Origin of the sequence: Bacillus sp. JJ1122, from assembly GCF_036964885.1 — a bacterium.
Lineage (GTDB): Bacteria > Bacillota > Bacilli > Bacillales > Cytobacillaceae > Mesobacillus.
In genome coordinates, this window is sequence record NZ_JBALQL010000006.1 from 377,713 (window position 1) to 391,932 (window position 14,220).

A 14,220-nucleotide genomic window follows, 5' to 3' on the forward strand; every position below is an offset into this window, starting at 1 on the left:
GAAGCCCTTTTAAGTCTTATTGTGCAGCCACTTCTTGAATTAAAGCAATGACCATTTCTCCAAGCTTTTCTAGCTCTTCGATCGGCATTCTTTCATTTGTTGTGTGAATTTCTTCGTAGCCTACAGCAAGGTTAACAGTCGGAATGCCAAAACCTGCAATTACGTTAGCATCACTGCCGCCGCCGCTGTGCAGCAACTCACAGCTTCTGCCGATTTTAGCTGCGGCTTTTCTTGCCAGTTCAACGACAAGATCTCCTTCGCCAAATTTAAATCCAGGATACATCACTTGAACATCGACATCCGCTTTGCCGCCCATTTCTTGTGCAGCAGATTCAAATGCTTCCTTCATTTTTTTGACCTGAGCTTCCATCTTTTCAGGAATCAACGAACGAGCTTCGGCAAGTATTTCAACATGGTCACATACGATATTCGTTTGAGTTCCACCCTGGAAACGGCCAATATTCGCAGTAGTTTCCTCGTCGATTCGACCTAAAGGCATTCTTGCAACAGCCTTTGCAGCAATCGTAATGGCGGAAACACCCTTTTCAGGAGCAACCCCTGCATGAGCTGTTTTTCCATGAATGACAGCGGCAACTTTTGCTTGAGTTGGGGCTGCAACGATAATATTGCCTACCTTGCCATCACTATCAAGAGCATATCCGTATTTTGCTTTTACCAAAGATCGATCAAGAGCTTTTGCTCCCACAAGTCCTGATTCTTCACCAACCGTAATGATGAACTGGATTGTTCCATGCTCGATTGATTGTTCCTTTAAAACCTTTATCGTTTCAAGCATGACTGCAAGGCCTGTCTTATCATCAGCACCAAGAATCGTTGTTCCATCAGTGACTACATAACCGTCCTTAATGGAAGGCTTCACGCCTTTGGCAGGAATGACCGTATCCATATGCGAAGTAAAGTAGATCGTATCTACTCCCTCCTTTGTGCCATTCAATGTACAAATCAGGTTACCTGCTCCATGTCCTGTCACTGCTGTAGTGTCATCCTCGATTACCTCAAGTCCTAAATCAGTGAATTTCTGCTTCAGGACGCTGGCGATTTCTGTTTCGTATTTCGTTTCAGAGTCAATTTGGACTAGCTCCAAGAACTCATTTAATAAACGTTCGTTATTTATCATCTAAGCCGACCTCCAATTATGTATATACTATTTGAGTATACCGTTAAATGAATTACAACAGCAAATACAAAAGATTAGAGCGGGATATTTCCATGTTTCTTGCCCGGCCTGTCCTCTTTCTTAGTGCGCAGCATTTCAAGCGCCTGTATCAGCTTAATCCTTGTATCCCGCGGATCGATAACATCATCCACCATGCCCTGGCTTGCAGCCACATAAGGATTAGCGAATTTTTCACGGTACTCATCAATTTTCTGCTGCCTTGTCTGTTCAGGATTCTCACTATTTTGGATTTCCTTTGCAAAAATGATATTCGCTGCCCCTTGTGGACCCATAACAGCTATTTCGGCATTTGGCCATGCAAAAACAAGATCAGCACCAATTGACTTACTATTAAGAGCCACATAAGCACCGCCATAAGCTTTTCGTAAAATGACCGTAAGCTTAGGAACCGTTGCTTCTGAATACGCATAAAGGATTTTCGCACCATGGCGAATAATTCCGCCGTGCTCCTGCTTAATTCCAGGGAAGAATCCAGTAACATCTTCAAATGTAATGATCGGGATGTTGAATGAATCACAGAAACGGATAAACCTTGATGCCTTGTCAGATGAATCGATATCCAGTCCGCCTGCCATCACCTTTGGCTGATTACAAACGAGCCCGACTACCTCCCCTTTGATCCGGGCTAGTCCTATGACAATATTTTTTGCAAAATCCTTCTGTATCTCTAGAAAACTTCCATTATCAACCACCTGTTCAATTACCTTTCGGACATCATATGGTCTGACGGCATCAAAAGGGACTACATCAGTTAAATCCGGACGGTAATCATCCTTGGAATCGGCTTCAAGACGAGGCGGCTTTTCTTCATAGCTTTGCGGCAAATAGCTTAACAGAAGTCGAACCTGCTCTAGTGTTTCTTCTTCGGATTGTCCATGGAAATGAGCATTCCCGCTGATTGTATTATGCACTATTGCTCCGCCAAGATCCTCCGCGGAAATTTTTTCCCCCGTCACAGTTTCAATAACCTTTGGACCTGTGATGAACATTTGGCTTGTTTTCTCGACCATGAACACAAAATCCGTGATTGCCGGAGAGTATACCGCTCCGCCTGCGCATGGACCCATAATGACAGAAATTTGCGGAATGACTCCTGAATAGATTGAATTACGATAAAAAATCTGTCCATATCCATCAAGAGATACAACACCTTCCTGAATTCTAGCTCCACCGGAATCATTCAGGCCAACAAATGGCGCTCCGTTTTTAGCAGCCAAGTCCATTACATTCGCAATTTTTTTTGCATGCATTTCACCAAGTGCTCCACCAAATACAGTGAAGTCCTGAGAGAACAAATAGATTGGACGGCCGTTCACTTTCCCATAACCTGTTACAACACCATCCCCAGGGCCTTTTTGGTTTTCCAGTCCAAAATCAGTGCTGCGATGCTGGATGAACGGATTCAATTCCACAAAGGTTCCAGGATCAACCAGCAGCTCAATCCTTTCACGTGCAGTCAGCTTGCCTTTTTCATGCTGCTTTTCAATCCGCTCATCTCCGCCACCTAGCTCGATTTCCCTGCGGCGATCGTATAGTTCATTGATCTTTTCATATATATCAGGCATTTTTGTCAGCCTCCCTGTCTTTCTCACATAATTCGTAAAGAATGCTTCCGGTTGATTTTGGGTGCATAAAAGCAACCAGTGCGCCTCCTGCTCCCTTTTTGGGAACATCCTGTATCATTCTGATGCCATTTTCCTTCATGTCCTTAATTCTTTCCTGGATGGATTCCACACCTAAAGCAACATGATGGATGCCTTCTCCTCGTTTTTCAATGAATTTGGCAATCGCGCTTTCCTCTGAAACCGGTTCCAAAAGTTCCAGCTTGGTTTCCCCTGCTTTAAGAAATGCTACTTTTACCTTTTCGCTGTCTACTTCCTCAATCCCAATCAATGGCAGCTTCAGCACATCTGTATAAAATGGGAGGGCATGCTCAAGAGATTTGACAGCAATTCCAATATGGTCGACCTTTTTAATCATGTGATATCCCTCCTATTACTATTCGAATATATTTAATCATTTTAATATTCGATATAAATGTCACAAATCCTTCTTATTTAAATATGGTTTTTAGATTGATTAGAGAATATGGGATTGGCATAATATTAAGGATAGGTATAATCAATATCCTTTATCTATATTTTTCACACTATCATAAATAACAGCATTGGTCGCAAATAGAATCCTCATTTCGGAACATTTTCTGGAGTTCTATCACTGAAACATAGAACATCTCGACATGACCTTTTCTGAAGTTAGTTCACCAATTTGGTCAGAAGTCACTCTACTTGACCAAGAATCCAATTACCGCTTTAGGCTCAATAGCTTGGATTAGAAAAAAAGTTGTTGATTTCCTCAATGGGATGTAAAATAAGAAGAGGACAAAAGCAAAGGAAGGGGGAATTTTTCATGCGTAAACCGAATACCAGGAAGGTAGTAGTCTATATCATGCTTTTAACTATGCTCGCTTCAACCCTTCTTATGGGCCTGTCAACATTCCTATAAATTTCTATTTTTAAACCATATAAAAATTTAAGGACTGTCAGATGACAGTCCTTTTTTATTTGCTTATAGCTCCCTGCTCCTTACCAAGATCCAGAAAACTTTTGGAGGAGGATGTAATGAGTATTTTTGTTCCTAAAGGAATGTATTCATATAATGATGCAACAGCTTCATTTTGGATACGTACGCATCCCTGGGATATTTTTTTGCCTATGCTTGAGGGGTCATTTGTTCCATGAATTCCATAGGTTCTTCCGTCGGTATTCTCAGCATCAAAACCAATCCATCTGCTGCCGAGAGGGTTTTCCGGATTTCCCCCAGGGATATCTTTTTTGCGGTAATATGGGTTTTGCGCCTTGACTGTCACTGTAAAAAGTCCTTCTGGAGTTAAATCTTCAGTTTTTCCTGTCGCGGCTGAAACAATCGTCTGGACTCTATTCTCATTAATTAGCGCTACTTCATTTGTCTGCTTATTCACGATCACAAATGGATCTCCTGGCAAGGGATTTGGTCCAAGCGGCCAAATTGGAGAAAAGACAATGGCAGCTAGCAATATAGAAATAAACCCTGGCATAATATTCCCTCCGTTGTTTATTTCTGTTAGTTTGCCCCGGATGGTTCCTTTTCATGCCCATTGTGACTTGTCTTTAATCCCTTGAAGGACCTTTTCAATAAAAGGAACTGCTCCATCTCGTTGACAAAATGCAGCAGTGCTGCACGCGACTCAAATTCCTCTCTCGTTTTTGGAAGTTCCATATTCTCAAATTCAGCCTTCATCCTCATCAGCTTTTCAAGATGGAATAATACTGTATTCCCAGGATTGATGCCTTTTGAAAGAGTCTCAACAAACTCCGCTACCATGGTTCCTTGTTCGACCTGTCGTGGAATGGAAGTAATTGAGGGCAACACCCGTTCAATAATTTCGAATTGTTTTTCCCTGATTCTAAAATATTGATAATATAAATTTTCATCTCTTAAAAAATTATTTTCCACATCCAGAAGCGCAAGTGCCTTTGCCTTCTCAATCAATCTTGCTGTTTCGGTCAATTCTCTGCCATCCCAGCTGCTGTCATTATTCTTTATGTAGATGGCGAATTCGCTGAAAATTTTCTTGAAATGTCTTTCTATATCCCGCTGGTATTCTTCAAGTTTATTATCAACGCTGGGCATGTATAAATTCATTATCAAGGCAACCCCGATGCCAATCGTGATAATTCCAAGTTCATTCAAAAGCAAACCGGAAGTTACATTTCCAGCCGAATAAATATGCATGATGATGACACTGCTGGATACGACACCTTCTTTGGCGCCAGCCACTACGACAGTCGGAATAAAAAAGAGCAATAGCAGCCCAATGACAAGCGGATGGTACATAATCCCTTCAAAGAAAATGGCGGAAAAAATCATAGCGATGATACAGGCCAGGAACCGATGCCAAGATGCCTGAAGTGACCGTTTCTTAGTAACCTGGATGCAAAGGATCGTCAAAATCCCTGCAGATACAAAATTCCCGAATCCGAGATACTGGGCAATCATAATGGATGCTGCTGTGCCCAGCGCTGTTTTTAATGTGCGGTAGCCAATTCTAAATTTCACCTTTATTTCTCCTAATACAGAATGCTTAAGCGGCAATTACACTGGGCCTTATCCTGACCCAGACATAAGAAAACAAAAAGATGACCATACCTTATAAGATATGGTCACCCTCTAGTTTAGCAGAAAGGCAAAGCATTACAAAAGCAACGCTTGCTTTCTAGAGCATTTTTTCAAGGAACACTTTTGCTCTCTCGCTTTTAGGACTGCCAAAAAATTCTGCAGGCGGAGCATCCTCAACCAGCACACCGCCATCAAGGAACAATACTCTGTCCGCAACTTCACGGGCAAATCCCATCTCATGTGTGACAATTGCCATTGTCATACCCGTATGAGCAAGGGACTTCATAACCTCAAGTACCTCTTTTACCATTTCCGGGTCAAGTGCAGAGGTTGGTTCATCAAAAAGCATCACTTCAGGGTTCATTGCCAGCGCGCGTGCAATCGCTACACGCTGCTTCTGGCCTCCTGAAAGTCTGTTTGGATATTCATTTGACTTTTCGGAGAGTCCGACCTTATCGAGGAGTGCTAGACCGTGCTTATCAGCCTCCTCCTTTGACATGCCCTTCACTTTGATTGGTGCATATGTCACGTTCTGCAGCACCGTCATATGGGGGAACAAGTGAAAGTGCTGAAATACCATTCCAACATTTTCTCGGACTTTCTTGATATTTGTTTTCTTGTCGGTTACGTCCTCCGAGCCAATAAACACTTGGCCGCTAGTTGGCTGTTCAAGCAAGTTCATGCAGCGGAGGAAGGTTGATTTCCCTGATCCTGAAGGCCCAATGATCGCAACTACTTCGCCGTTTTCAATAGCAGTAGTTATGCCCTTCAAAACTTCCAGCTTGCCAAAAGATTTATGAAGATTTTGTACTTTAATCACTTTGTCTCATTCTCCTTTCAACTGCCTTGCCGATAAATGTCAAGGAGATAACCATTAGATAATAAATGAGGCCCGCAAAGATCAACGGCTCGAAAAATCTGTACTGCTCGCCGCCGACAATATAGGATCTGCGCATAATATCATCTACTGCGATGACCGTAACAATCGCAGATTCCTTTGTAAGGGTAATGAATTCATTCATCAATGCTGGCAGGATATTCTTCATCGCCTGAGGCAAGATGATATCCCACATCATTCGTTTGTTAGGAACGCCTAGTGCCATGGCTGCTTCCTTCTGACCTTTATCTACAGCTAAAATTCCCGCGCGGATAATTTCAGAAATATATGCCCCTGAGTTTAAAGAAAATGAAACGACTGCTGCTGTATAAGCGGCGATTTCGAAGCCGATTATTTGTGGTGCCCCATAATAAATAATCATCAGCTGCAGGATGAGCGGAGTACCCCGAAAAATCGAAGTATAAAGATCAGCAAACCAATTCAAAGCCTTTGATGAACTGATTTTGAATATGGCTAGGATGATGCCAAATGCAAAACCAAGCAGGCCTGCAACCAATACAATTTTAAGAGTAACGCCGATTCCCTTTAAAATATATGGCAATGAAGGGAGGATAGCGGTAAAATCCAGATTCATATTATTAACAACCCTCTCTATCTATTTCATGAAGGAGAAAGGCGCCCAGAAGACATAACCATTCTGAACGCCTGTTTTTTATTCTTACTTTTCTCCGCCAAACCATTTAACAACTAGCTTTTCCACTTCGCCATTTTCCATTTTTTCTTTAAGTACTTTATTAAATTCATCTGTCAGCTTGCTTCCCTTAGGGAAAGCAATGGCTGAACCTGCGTCTTCTTCGCTTTCTTCTTCAATAGTGAAACCTGAAAGATCCTTATCGTTCTTGAAGTAGCCTTCTGCCACAGTATCTTCGATGATGGCTGCATCAATACGTCCTGCCTTGATTTCTTGAATCAATTCAGGGATTCTTGTACGCTTTTCTACTTTAATTTTCACTGTTTCGCCAATTTCTTCTGCCTTGTCTTCCTGGATAGAAGCTAACTGAACACCGACTGTCTTATCCTTCAGATCATCAATTGACTTGATGTTGCTATCCTTAGCTGAAACAATCATATGCTTAGCTGTATAATAAACATCTGAAAAATCCACGCTTTCTTTACGCTCTTTAGTAGGCGTCATACCAGCCATAACAAAATCAACACGGTCAGCCTGAATTGCACCAATTAGACCATTGAAATCCATATCTTTAACTTCAACCTTATAGCCAAGTTCACCAGCAATCAAGTTTGCAAGGTCAATATCAAAACCAATGATCTCATCACTCTTAGCCGTTTCAACATATTCAAATGGAGGGTAATCTGCTGAAGTACCCATTGTTAATACTTTCTTTTCTTCACCGTTGCCGCCTGCATTTTCTTCTTTTTCTTTTGATGATGTGCCGCAAGCAGCCAAAACGCCCATAATTAAAATACTGATCATAAAAATAGATAATGCCTTTTTCACTTGTTTTCCTCCTATAACTTTTAGAAAATTTTATATTTTTTAAATCAATAAATATATTATTATCTGAAACCTTATAGCTTTTCAAGTAAGATCTATTGATAATAAATATTCAACATAATGCATTTTAACACACACTCATATTTATGCAATAATATTTTTAAATATAAAATTAAAAAACAAAAAAAGAACCCCAAATAGTATGGGATTCTCAAAATTAAATTATACTTCTTCACAATATTCTTCAAATGCATTCTGAAGTTTATTTACCACTGCCATAGGATCATGTCCCTCAATCTCATGGCGCTCGATCATGGTAACTAACTTTCCATCCTTCAGCAAGGCAAAAGATGGGGAAGAAGGAGGATAACCTGTGAAATAGCTTCTTGCTTTTTCAGTTGCTTCTTTATCCTGTCCAGCAAAAACGGTTACTAGATGGTCAGGACGCTTATCGTAATGAAGGGAATGCGCCGCAGCTGGGCGTGCAATGCCACCGGCACATCCGCACACGGAATTGACCATCACAAGTGTTGTTCCCTCTTTTGCTAATGCCTGTTCTACATCTTCTCCTGTCGTCAATTCTGAATATCCTGCTGCCACTATTTCCTGGCGTGCTTGACGGACTACATCATTCATAAAAAAATTGAAATCCATGCTCATATAAACTATCTCTCCTCTGCTGGAATCTATCAAGTACATGGTTATATGATAACAATTAAATAAAAATTTTCAAAGTATGTTTAACTCTTCCGTATTCAGGGAAATGTAACAATACAGCTAGATCCATACCCCTAAACTCCCTAGATGAAGGACAACGGCATAATTACCGTTGTCCACTTTTTTTGAAAAAAATAGGCTGTCCGCCGCTATGGCAGCCTATTTTGTTGAATTGAAATAGGCATTGAACAATTCTTCAACAGCTGATGCTACAGGCCTGCTCCCTGAAATGACTTCATTTTCCACCTTAGGGAGCATGAGTTTTATCATTGGATGTTGAAAGAAATTCGCCTGCAATTGGTCAATAATCATATCGTTCAGCCACTCTTTTGCCTGGCTTCGTCGACGGTCAGAAAAGGCGCCGCTTTCTTTTGTACTGCCCTCAAAGCTTGAAATGGTATGCCAAACCTCCTCAATGCCTTTGTTATGCAAGGCGGAACATGTCAAAGCGACTGTCTCCCAGCCTTTTGTGGCAGGCTGTAGAAAATGGAGGATTCGGTTATATTCTTCTTTCGTCTTCCTTGCTATTTGTTCATTTGGACCATCTGCTTTATTAACAATAACAGCATCTGCCAGCTCCATTATTCCCTTCTTCATACCTTGAAGTTCATCGCCAGCACCGGTGAGAACGAGGAGCATGAAGAAATCGACCATATTCCTGACAATTACCTCACTTTGGCCTACCCCTACAGTTTCGACTAAAATCACATCAAAGCCTGCAGCTTCACAAACAAGCATTGTTTCACGGGTTTTTCGATGGACTCCACCGAGCTTTCCTCCTGAAGGAGAAGGCCGGATGAAGGCCCGGGGATTCCTTGCAAGATTTTCCATCCTTGTTTTGTCCCCCAGGATGCTCCCTCCGGTCAAACTTGAAGTTGGGTCAACAGCCAGGACTGCAACTTTGTGCCCTAGGCTGCATAAATAGGTTCCAAAGCTTTCAATAAAGGTACTTTTTCCAGCTCCCGGCACACCTGTGATTCCTATTCTTACCGCAGAACCTGTATCTGGCAGAAGCAGCTGCAGCAGAGACTGTCCTGCATGAAAATCTTGCTCTGCATTGCTTTCAATCAAGGTGATTCCCTTTGCCAGTGCAGTTCTGCTTCCACTTTTAATTTCGTCGGCGAGCTTTGAGGGATCAAGCTTAGCAGCACTGCTTTTTTTTACGAACCGCCCTGTTTTTCCCGTGTTAACCTTGCTAGGCACTCCTATGTCAGTCACTCCTGGCTTCACTATACTCGAAAAGAAATCTGCCTTTTCCGGATCGAACCATTCAGGCTTTTTCTCGTCTGCCATTATTCGGACACTTCCTCGTAGCCCAGGCGATCATAGATTGTTCTCAAAACCTTCTGGGCCGCTGCTGGAATAACAGTGCCTGGTCCAAAAATTGCACTTGCGCCGTTTTCATACAGGAATTCATAATCCTGTGCCGGGATAACACCGCCGACTATGACGACAATATCTTCACGCCCAAGCTTCTTCAATTCCTGTACTAGCAGTGGAAGCAGCGTTTTATGTCCTGCTGCAAGGGAGCTGATTCCAATCGCATGGACGTCATTCTCGACAGCCTGGATTGCCGTTTCCTCAGGAGTTTGGAACAATGGACCGATGTCGACATCAAAACCCAGGTCGGCAAACGCGGTTGAAATGACTTTAGCACCGCGGTCGTGTCCATCCTGACCCATTTTGGCAATCATAATACGAGGTCTTCTTCCTTCATTTCCAAGGAATTCATCTGTCATTTGCTGTACTTCGGCTATTTCTTCTTCATTTGTGAATGCAGAACTGTAAACGCCGCTGATTGACCGAATAATCGCTTTATGCCGGCCAGCTGCCTTTTCAATCGCATCGGAAATCTCTCCAAGAGAAGCACGCACCCTTGCTGCCTTTACTGCCAGTTCCAGGAGATTGCCCTTCCCTTTTTCGGCCGCATCTGTAAGTTCCTTCAACGCGATTTCGACTTTTTGATTATCACGATTTTCTTTTAGTTCCTTCAGTCTATCGATTTGTTTTGCCCGGACAGCAGTATTATCAATATCCAGGATTTCAAGTGGATCTTCTTTATCAAGCTTATATTTATTGACCCCGATGATCGTTTCTTTTCCAGAATCGATTTGTGCCTGGCGCCGGGCTGCCGCTTCTTCAATCCTCATTTTTGGAAGGCCTGTTTCAATTGCTTTGGCCATGCCTCCAAGGTTTTCAATTTCTTCAATATGCTTCCATGCACGTTCGATCAGCGATTCAGTCAGGCTCTCGACGTAGTAGCTGCCTGCCCATGGATCGATCACTTTAGTAATGCCGGTTTCTTCCTGAAGAAACAGTTGTGTATTGCGAGCAATCCGTGCAGAAAAATCAGTTGGCAATGCAATTGCTTCATCCAGTGCATTCGTATGAAGCGATTGTGTATGGCCCATTGCAGCTGCATGCGCTTCAATCAAGGTGCGGATGACATTATTATAAGGATCCTGTTCTGTCAGGCTCCATCCGGATGTTTGCGAATGAGTTCTTAACGCCATAGATTTCTCATTTTCAGGATTGAAGGTTTTGATCATTTTTGCCCAGATGAAACGGGCAGCTCTCATTTTGGCTACTTCCATGAAATAATTCATGCCTATTGCCCAGAAAAATGACAACCTTGGTGCGAACGAATCAATATCAATTCCTGCCTTCAGCCCTGTCCTCACGTACTCTAAGCCATCCGCAAGGGTGTAAGCCAATTCGATATCAGCAGGTGCTCCTGCTTCTTGCATATGATAGCCTGAGATACTGATTGAATTGAATTTAGGCATGTACTTTGACGTATATTCAAAGATATCTGCAATAATTTTCATCGACATTTCTGGAGGATAAATATAAGTGTTCCTCACCATATATTCCTTGAGGATGTCATTTTGGATGGTTCCAGACAATTTATCCTGTGTTACTCCTTGTTCTTCCGCTGTAACAATAAAAAATGCCATGATCGGCAATACTGCCCCGTTCATTGTCATTGAAACAGACATTTGGTCCAAAGGGATCCCATCGAATAAAATTTTCATATCCAAAATTGAATCGATCGCTACTCCTGCCTTGCCGACATCTCCCTCAACACGAGGATGGTCAGAATCATACCCGCGATGCGTAGCCAGGTCGAAAGCAACGGACAGTCCCTTTTGCCCCATTGCAAGATTCCTCCTGTAAAAAGCATTGCTTTCCTCGGCAGTCGAGAATCCAGCATATTGCCGGACAGTCCAGGGACGATTGACGTACATGGCTGGATACGGTCCTCTCGTATACGGAGGTAATCCAGGTTTGCCGTCAAGATGCTGTGCAGCGTTTATATCTTTTTTTGTATAAACTGGCTTCACTTTAATTTGTTCATTTGTTTCGAATAACAAAGCATCTATCGTTTGGCTGATTTCACGATCAATTTGCTCTTTGTTTACTGGCTTTTCATTCTCAAACAATCTAACTTTTGCAAAATCAGGCTTTTGCATGTGAGCTCACCTCCATATCATGAAGCAATGAAGATAGAATCTGAAACGCATCGCTTCTTAGATGAATACAGTCTATAATCCCAGCTGCCTTCCAATCTGCTTCATTCCCATCAGGCAAACCTGCTAAATAAAGCTTTGCTTCTGGATGCTGTTTTTTTATCTCACCTACAAGTTCAGGCCCGAGTATTGCATAATCCGAACCATCTCCGCTAATGACATATTGTGAAATATTCTTAGAGTTAATAAAATCAATGACAGCCTCAGAATCTTTAAGCTCACCGCTTCTAACAGAATCTATCCCGCCGGCGGCAAGCAATCCTGTTATAAAATCTGCTCTTGCTTTATGTTTTTTAAGTTCCCCTAAACAGATTAAACCGATCGAAGGCTTCATACCAGTTACATTTGTGAGTTTTTCTGCCCTGAATCGCAATTTTTCATATGGTTCCGATAACCTTTTCTGTATTAAAGGGCTAAAATTTCTAGTTGTTTTCAATTGTACTATTCCACTAGATAAAGGTTCCCCAGCAGAGAACATTGCCATGAAATCAGCCAGCGTTTTATCGCTAAAGACTCTTTCAATCTCTGCATTAGCCTGCTCACTGTAATGTTCGGAGAGATTTGCATATACATTGGTTCCGATAATGCTTTTTTTGCGCTTAAAAATGTCTTTTTCGCGCTCTTTAGCAATTTGGTCGATCTGCTCCTGCAGCCAGCCAGTTTTGAGGACTTCCATCATTCCACCCTTGCTGTCAATTGTGAGGAAAAACTCCCATGCCTTTTCTGCGAGCTGCCTGGTAAGAGATTCAATATACCATGATCCACCTGCAGGATCAGCAACTTTTTCCAAATGCGCTTCGGACTTCAGGATTAGCTGTGTATTTCTGGCCACTCTCTCAGAAAACGTATCACCATTCCCTAAAGCTTCATCGAATGTTCCAGTTCGAAGGTACTGTACTCCGCCAAGAACAGCTGCAAATGCTTCATTGCCAATTCGAAGCATATTTACGTATGGATCAAAAACGGTTTTCGTGAATAAAGATGTCTCTGCTGAAATTTCTATTTTACGTTCTTGTTCTCCTGCTCCAAATGCCTCAACTGTTTTATTCCATAAAAGGCGGGCAGCCCTTAGCTTTGCTGTTTCCATAAAGAAATTGGATCCGATCGAAAAATGGAAGACCATTTTTGATAACGCTTTCTCCAGCTCCCAGCCACGATCCATTAACTTTTGCAGAATATAAACACCTGTTGAAATGGCAATTGCAAGTTCCTGAACAGCATTAGCACCGCTATTATGATAGGGTGAAGTGTTCACTAAAACAGTTTTCAAGCCAGGCAAAAGTTTATTTGCTTCTTCTAGATTTCTTGACCACTCGCTAAAGAACTGTTCTTCTTCTTTTGGCAGTGCTCCTGATAAACTCGCTTCTGCAACTGGATCAACAGCGACAAAGCCTGTAATGTCCATATCCATTTCAGCTTTATTTTTCGCTTGGATTAAAGCGGCAAGCAATGGCGCCTGAAGGTAACCGGCGTCAACGCTGAATGGATAATCACTTTTGAATTTCTCAAAAAAAGACACTAACTTATTGCTATCTGCAAACAATTCCGGTCTCACTTCATACGAGACAGCTGTTTGCCCTTTTGCTAGAGCAGCTGATATTTTTTCTTCCAGTTCCTCTAGGTTTGTATAAGCTAAACGGTTCGCGATTTGCCATGGTCTCGACTGATAGCCTAGTGGATCATTTCCACGCCTGAAATCTCCCATCCCAGGAATATCAGCAATCGGATCCTCATTGATATCTTCCTGTGTATAGAGCGGTTTGAGCATAAATTGTTCGTATGTATTTGTATAAAGAGTATCGATTGGTTTTCCTTTTAACGATGCTAACGCTTTTATCCGCCAATCTTCCAATGAAGCATTATTAAAATTCGTAGCTTTCATGTTTTCAATGGTCATTATTCAACTGTCCACTTTATTAGACAGCCTGCCCCCCTTCATACGTAAATTGCAATAAAATTCACATTTTTCTTTCCCTCTTTATTTTAGTACACGATGGCTGTTCTAGCAACGAGTGCAACTCAATATAAAAGCCGCTGCATATTGGGCAGCGGCTTTTATATTGTTGTCTCTGTTAAATGAGGCTGTTGATTTTCGTTCCAGACGCTTCGCTTTCCGCGGGGNNCGCGGGGCTGGCGCTGAGCCTCCTCGTCGCTTCGCTCCTGCGGGGTCTCACCTGTCCAGCTAAGCCTGCAGGACACTGAATAGCTTCCTTGAATGTGCCCACGCTCGATGAAAATGCGTTAGCATTTTCGGAGGAGTCTT

Annotated in this window: 13 protein-coding genes; 1 reads left to right on the forward strand and 12 read right to left on the reverse strand. The window is 42.2% G+C overall.

The genetic code is table 11. The features are described from left to right. Positions 1 to 16: 16 nt before the first annotated feature. From V7201_RS05645 to mce, 3 genes are all read right to left on the reverse strand, one after another. The gene (locus V7201_RS05645; protein ID WP_335375802.1) at positions 17 to 1,138 is read right to left on the reverse strand and encodes a tripeptidase T; all 1,122 of its coding nucleotides are present in this window, start codon (positions 1,136 to 1,138) and stop codon (positions 17 to 19) included. Between the two features lie 74 nt (positions 1,139 to 1,212). Continuing rightward, positions 1,213 to 2,763, reverse strand: a complete 1,551-nt coding sequence (locus V7201_RS05650) for an acyl-CoA carboxylase subunit beta (RefSeq protein ID WP_335375803.1) — start codon at positions 2,761 to 2,763, stop codon at positions 1,213 to 1,215. After that, complete coding sequence (mce, locus tag V7201_RS05655) at positions 2,756 to 3,178, reverse strand: methylmalonyl-CoA epimerase (RefSeq protein ID WP_335375804.1); 423 nt, start codon at positions 3,176 to 3,178, stop codon at positions 2,756 to 2,758. Before mce ends, V7201_RS05650 begins: the two co-directional genes overlap by 8 nt. A 429-nt stretch (positions 3,179 to 3,607) precedes the next feature. Between mce and prli42 the strand changes: the two genes are divergently transcribed. Continuing rightward, positions 3,608 to 3,703, forward strand: coding sequence for a stressosome-associated protein Prli42 (gene prli42 / locus V7201_RS05660; protein ID WP_335375805.1), 96 nt, complete (start codon positions 3,608 to 3,610; stop codon positions 3,701 to 3,703). 55 nt (positions 3,704 to 3,758) lie between these two features. On the opposite strand, the gene V7201_RS05665 is transcribed toward prli42, so the two are convergent. The 9 genes from V7201_RS05665 to V7201_RS05705 form a co-directional block, all read right to left on the reverse strand. Continuing rightward, the gene (locus V7201_RS05665; protein ID WP_335375806.1) at positions 3,759 to 4,274 is read right to left on the reverse strand and encodes a L,D-transpeptidase; all 516 of its coding nucleotides are present in this window, start codon (positions 4,272 to 4,274) and stop codon (positions 3,759 to 3,761) included. A gap of 26 nt (positions 4,275 to 4,300) precedes the next feature. Beyond that, positions 4,301 to 5,296 (reverse strand): aromatic acid exporter family protein, encoded by a 996-nt coding sequence (locus V7201_RS05670; protein WP_335375807.1) that lies wholly within the window; start codon positions 5,294 to 5,296, stop codon positions 4,301 to 4,303. A gap of 157 nt (positions 5,297 to 5,453) precedes the next feature. Next, entirely contained in the window at positions 5,454 to 6,176 is a 723-nt protein-coding gene (locus V7201_RS05675) for an amino acid ABC transporter ATP-binding protein (protein ID WP_335375808.1), read from the reverse strand. Then, positions 6,169 to 6,828 (reverse strand): amino acid ABC transporter permease, encoded by a 660-nt coding sequence (locus tag V7201_RS05680; RefSeq protein WP_335375809.1) that lies wholly within the window; start codon positions 6,826 to 6,828, stop codon positions 6,169 to 6,171. The genes V7201_RS05675 and V7201_RS05680 overlap by 8 nt, the downstream gene beginning before the upstream one ends. Positions 6,829 to 6,912: 84 nt before the next feature. Next, on the reverse strand, positions 6,913 to 7,713 hold the full coding sequence (locus V7201_RS05685; protein WP_335375810.1) for a transporter substrate-binding domain-containing protein: 801 nt from the start codon (positions 7,711 to 7,713) through the stop codon (positions 6,913 to 6,915). A gap of 219 nt (positions 7,714 to 7,932) precedes the next feature. Next, complete coding sequence (locus tag V7201_RS05690; protein WP_335375811.1) at positions 7,933 to 8,370, reverse strand: BrxA/BrxB family bacilliredoxin; 438 nt, start codon at positions 8,368 to 8,370, stop codon at positions 7,933 to 7,935. A 216-nt stretch (positions 8,371 to 8,586) separates the two neighbouring features. Continuing rightward, positions 8,587 to 9,720: a methylmalonyl Co-A mutase-associated GTPase MeaB gene (gene meaB, locus V7201_RS05695; RefSeq protein ID WP_335375812.1), complete on the reverse strand. Its 1,134-nt coding sequence runs from the start codon at positions 9,718 to 9,720 to the stop codon at positions 8,587 to 8,589. Beyond that, on the reverse strand, positions 9,720 to 11,900 hold the full coding sequence (gene scpA, locus V7201_RS05700; protein ID WP_335375813.1) for a methylmalonyl-CoA mutase: 2,181 nt from the start codon (positions 11,898 to 11,900) through the stop codon (positions 9,720 to 9,722). Before scpA ends, meaB begins: the two co-directional genes overlap by 1 nt. Beyond that, complete coding sequence (locus V7201_RS05705; protein ID WP_335375814.1) at positions 11,887 to 13,854, reverse strand: methylmalonyl-CoA mutase subunit beta; 1,968 nt, start codon at positions 13,852 to 13,854, stop codon at positions 11,887 to 11,889. Before V7201_RS05705 ends, scpA begins: the two co-directional genes overlap by 14 nt. Positions 13,855 to 14,220: the final 366 nt, after the last annotated feature.

Bases quoted from the DNA above. Each gene is read 5' to 3' on its own strand.
- V7201_RS05645 (WP_335375802.1), bottom strand. From the start codon at position 1,138: ATGATAAATAACGAACGTTTATTAAATGAGTTCTTGGAGCTAGTCCAA.
- V7201_RS05650 (WP_335375803.1), bottom strand. From the start codon at position 2,763: ATGCCTGATATATATGAAAAGATCAATGAACTATACGATCGCCGCAGG.
- mce (WP_335375804.1), bottom strand. From the start codon at position 3,178: ATGATTAAAAAGGTCGACCATATTGGAATTGCTGTCAAATCTCTTGAG.
- prli42 (WP_335375805.1), top strand. From the start codon at position 3,608: ATGCGTAAACCGAATACCAGGAAGGTAGTAGTCTATATCATGCTTTTA.
- V7201_RS05665 (WP_335375806.1), bottom strand. From the start codon at position 4,274: ATGCCAGGGTTTATTTCTATATTGCTAGCTGCCATTGTCTTTTCTCCA.
- V7201_RS05680 (WP_335375809.1), bottom strand. From the start codon at position 6,828: ATGAATCTGGATTTTACCGCTATCCTCCCTTCATTGCCATATATTTTA.
- V7201_RS05690 (WP_335375811.1), bottom strand. From the start codon at position 8,370: ATGAGCATGGATTTCAATTTTTTTATGAATGATGTAGTCCGTCAAGCA.
- meaB (WP_335375812.1), bottom strand. From the start codon at position 9,720: ATGGCAGACGAGAAAAAGCCTGAATGGTTCGATCCGGAAAAGGCAGAT.
- scpA (WP_335375813.1), bottom strand. From the start codon at position 11,900: ATGCAAAAGCCTGATTTTGCAAAAGTTAGATTGTTTGAGAATGAAAAG.
- V7201_RS05705 (WP_335375814.1), bottom strand. From the start codon at position 13,854: ATGACCATTGAAAACATGAAAGCTACGAATTTTAATAATGCTTCATTG.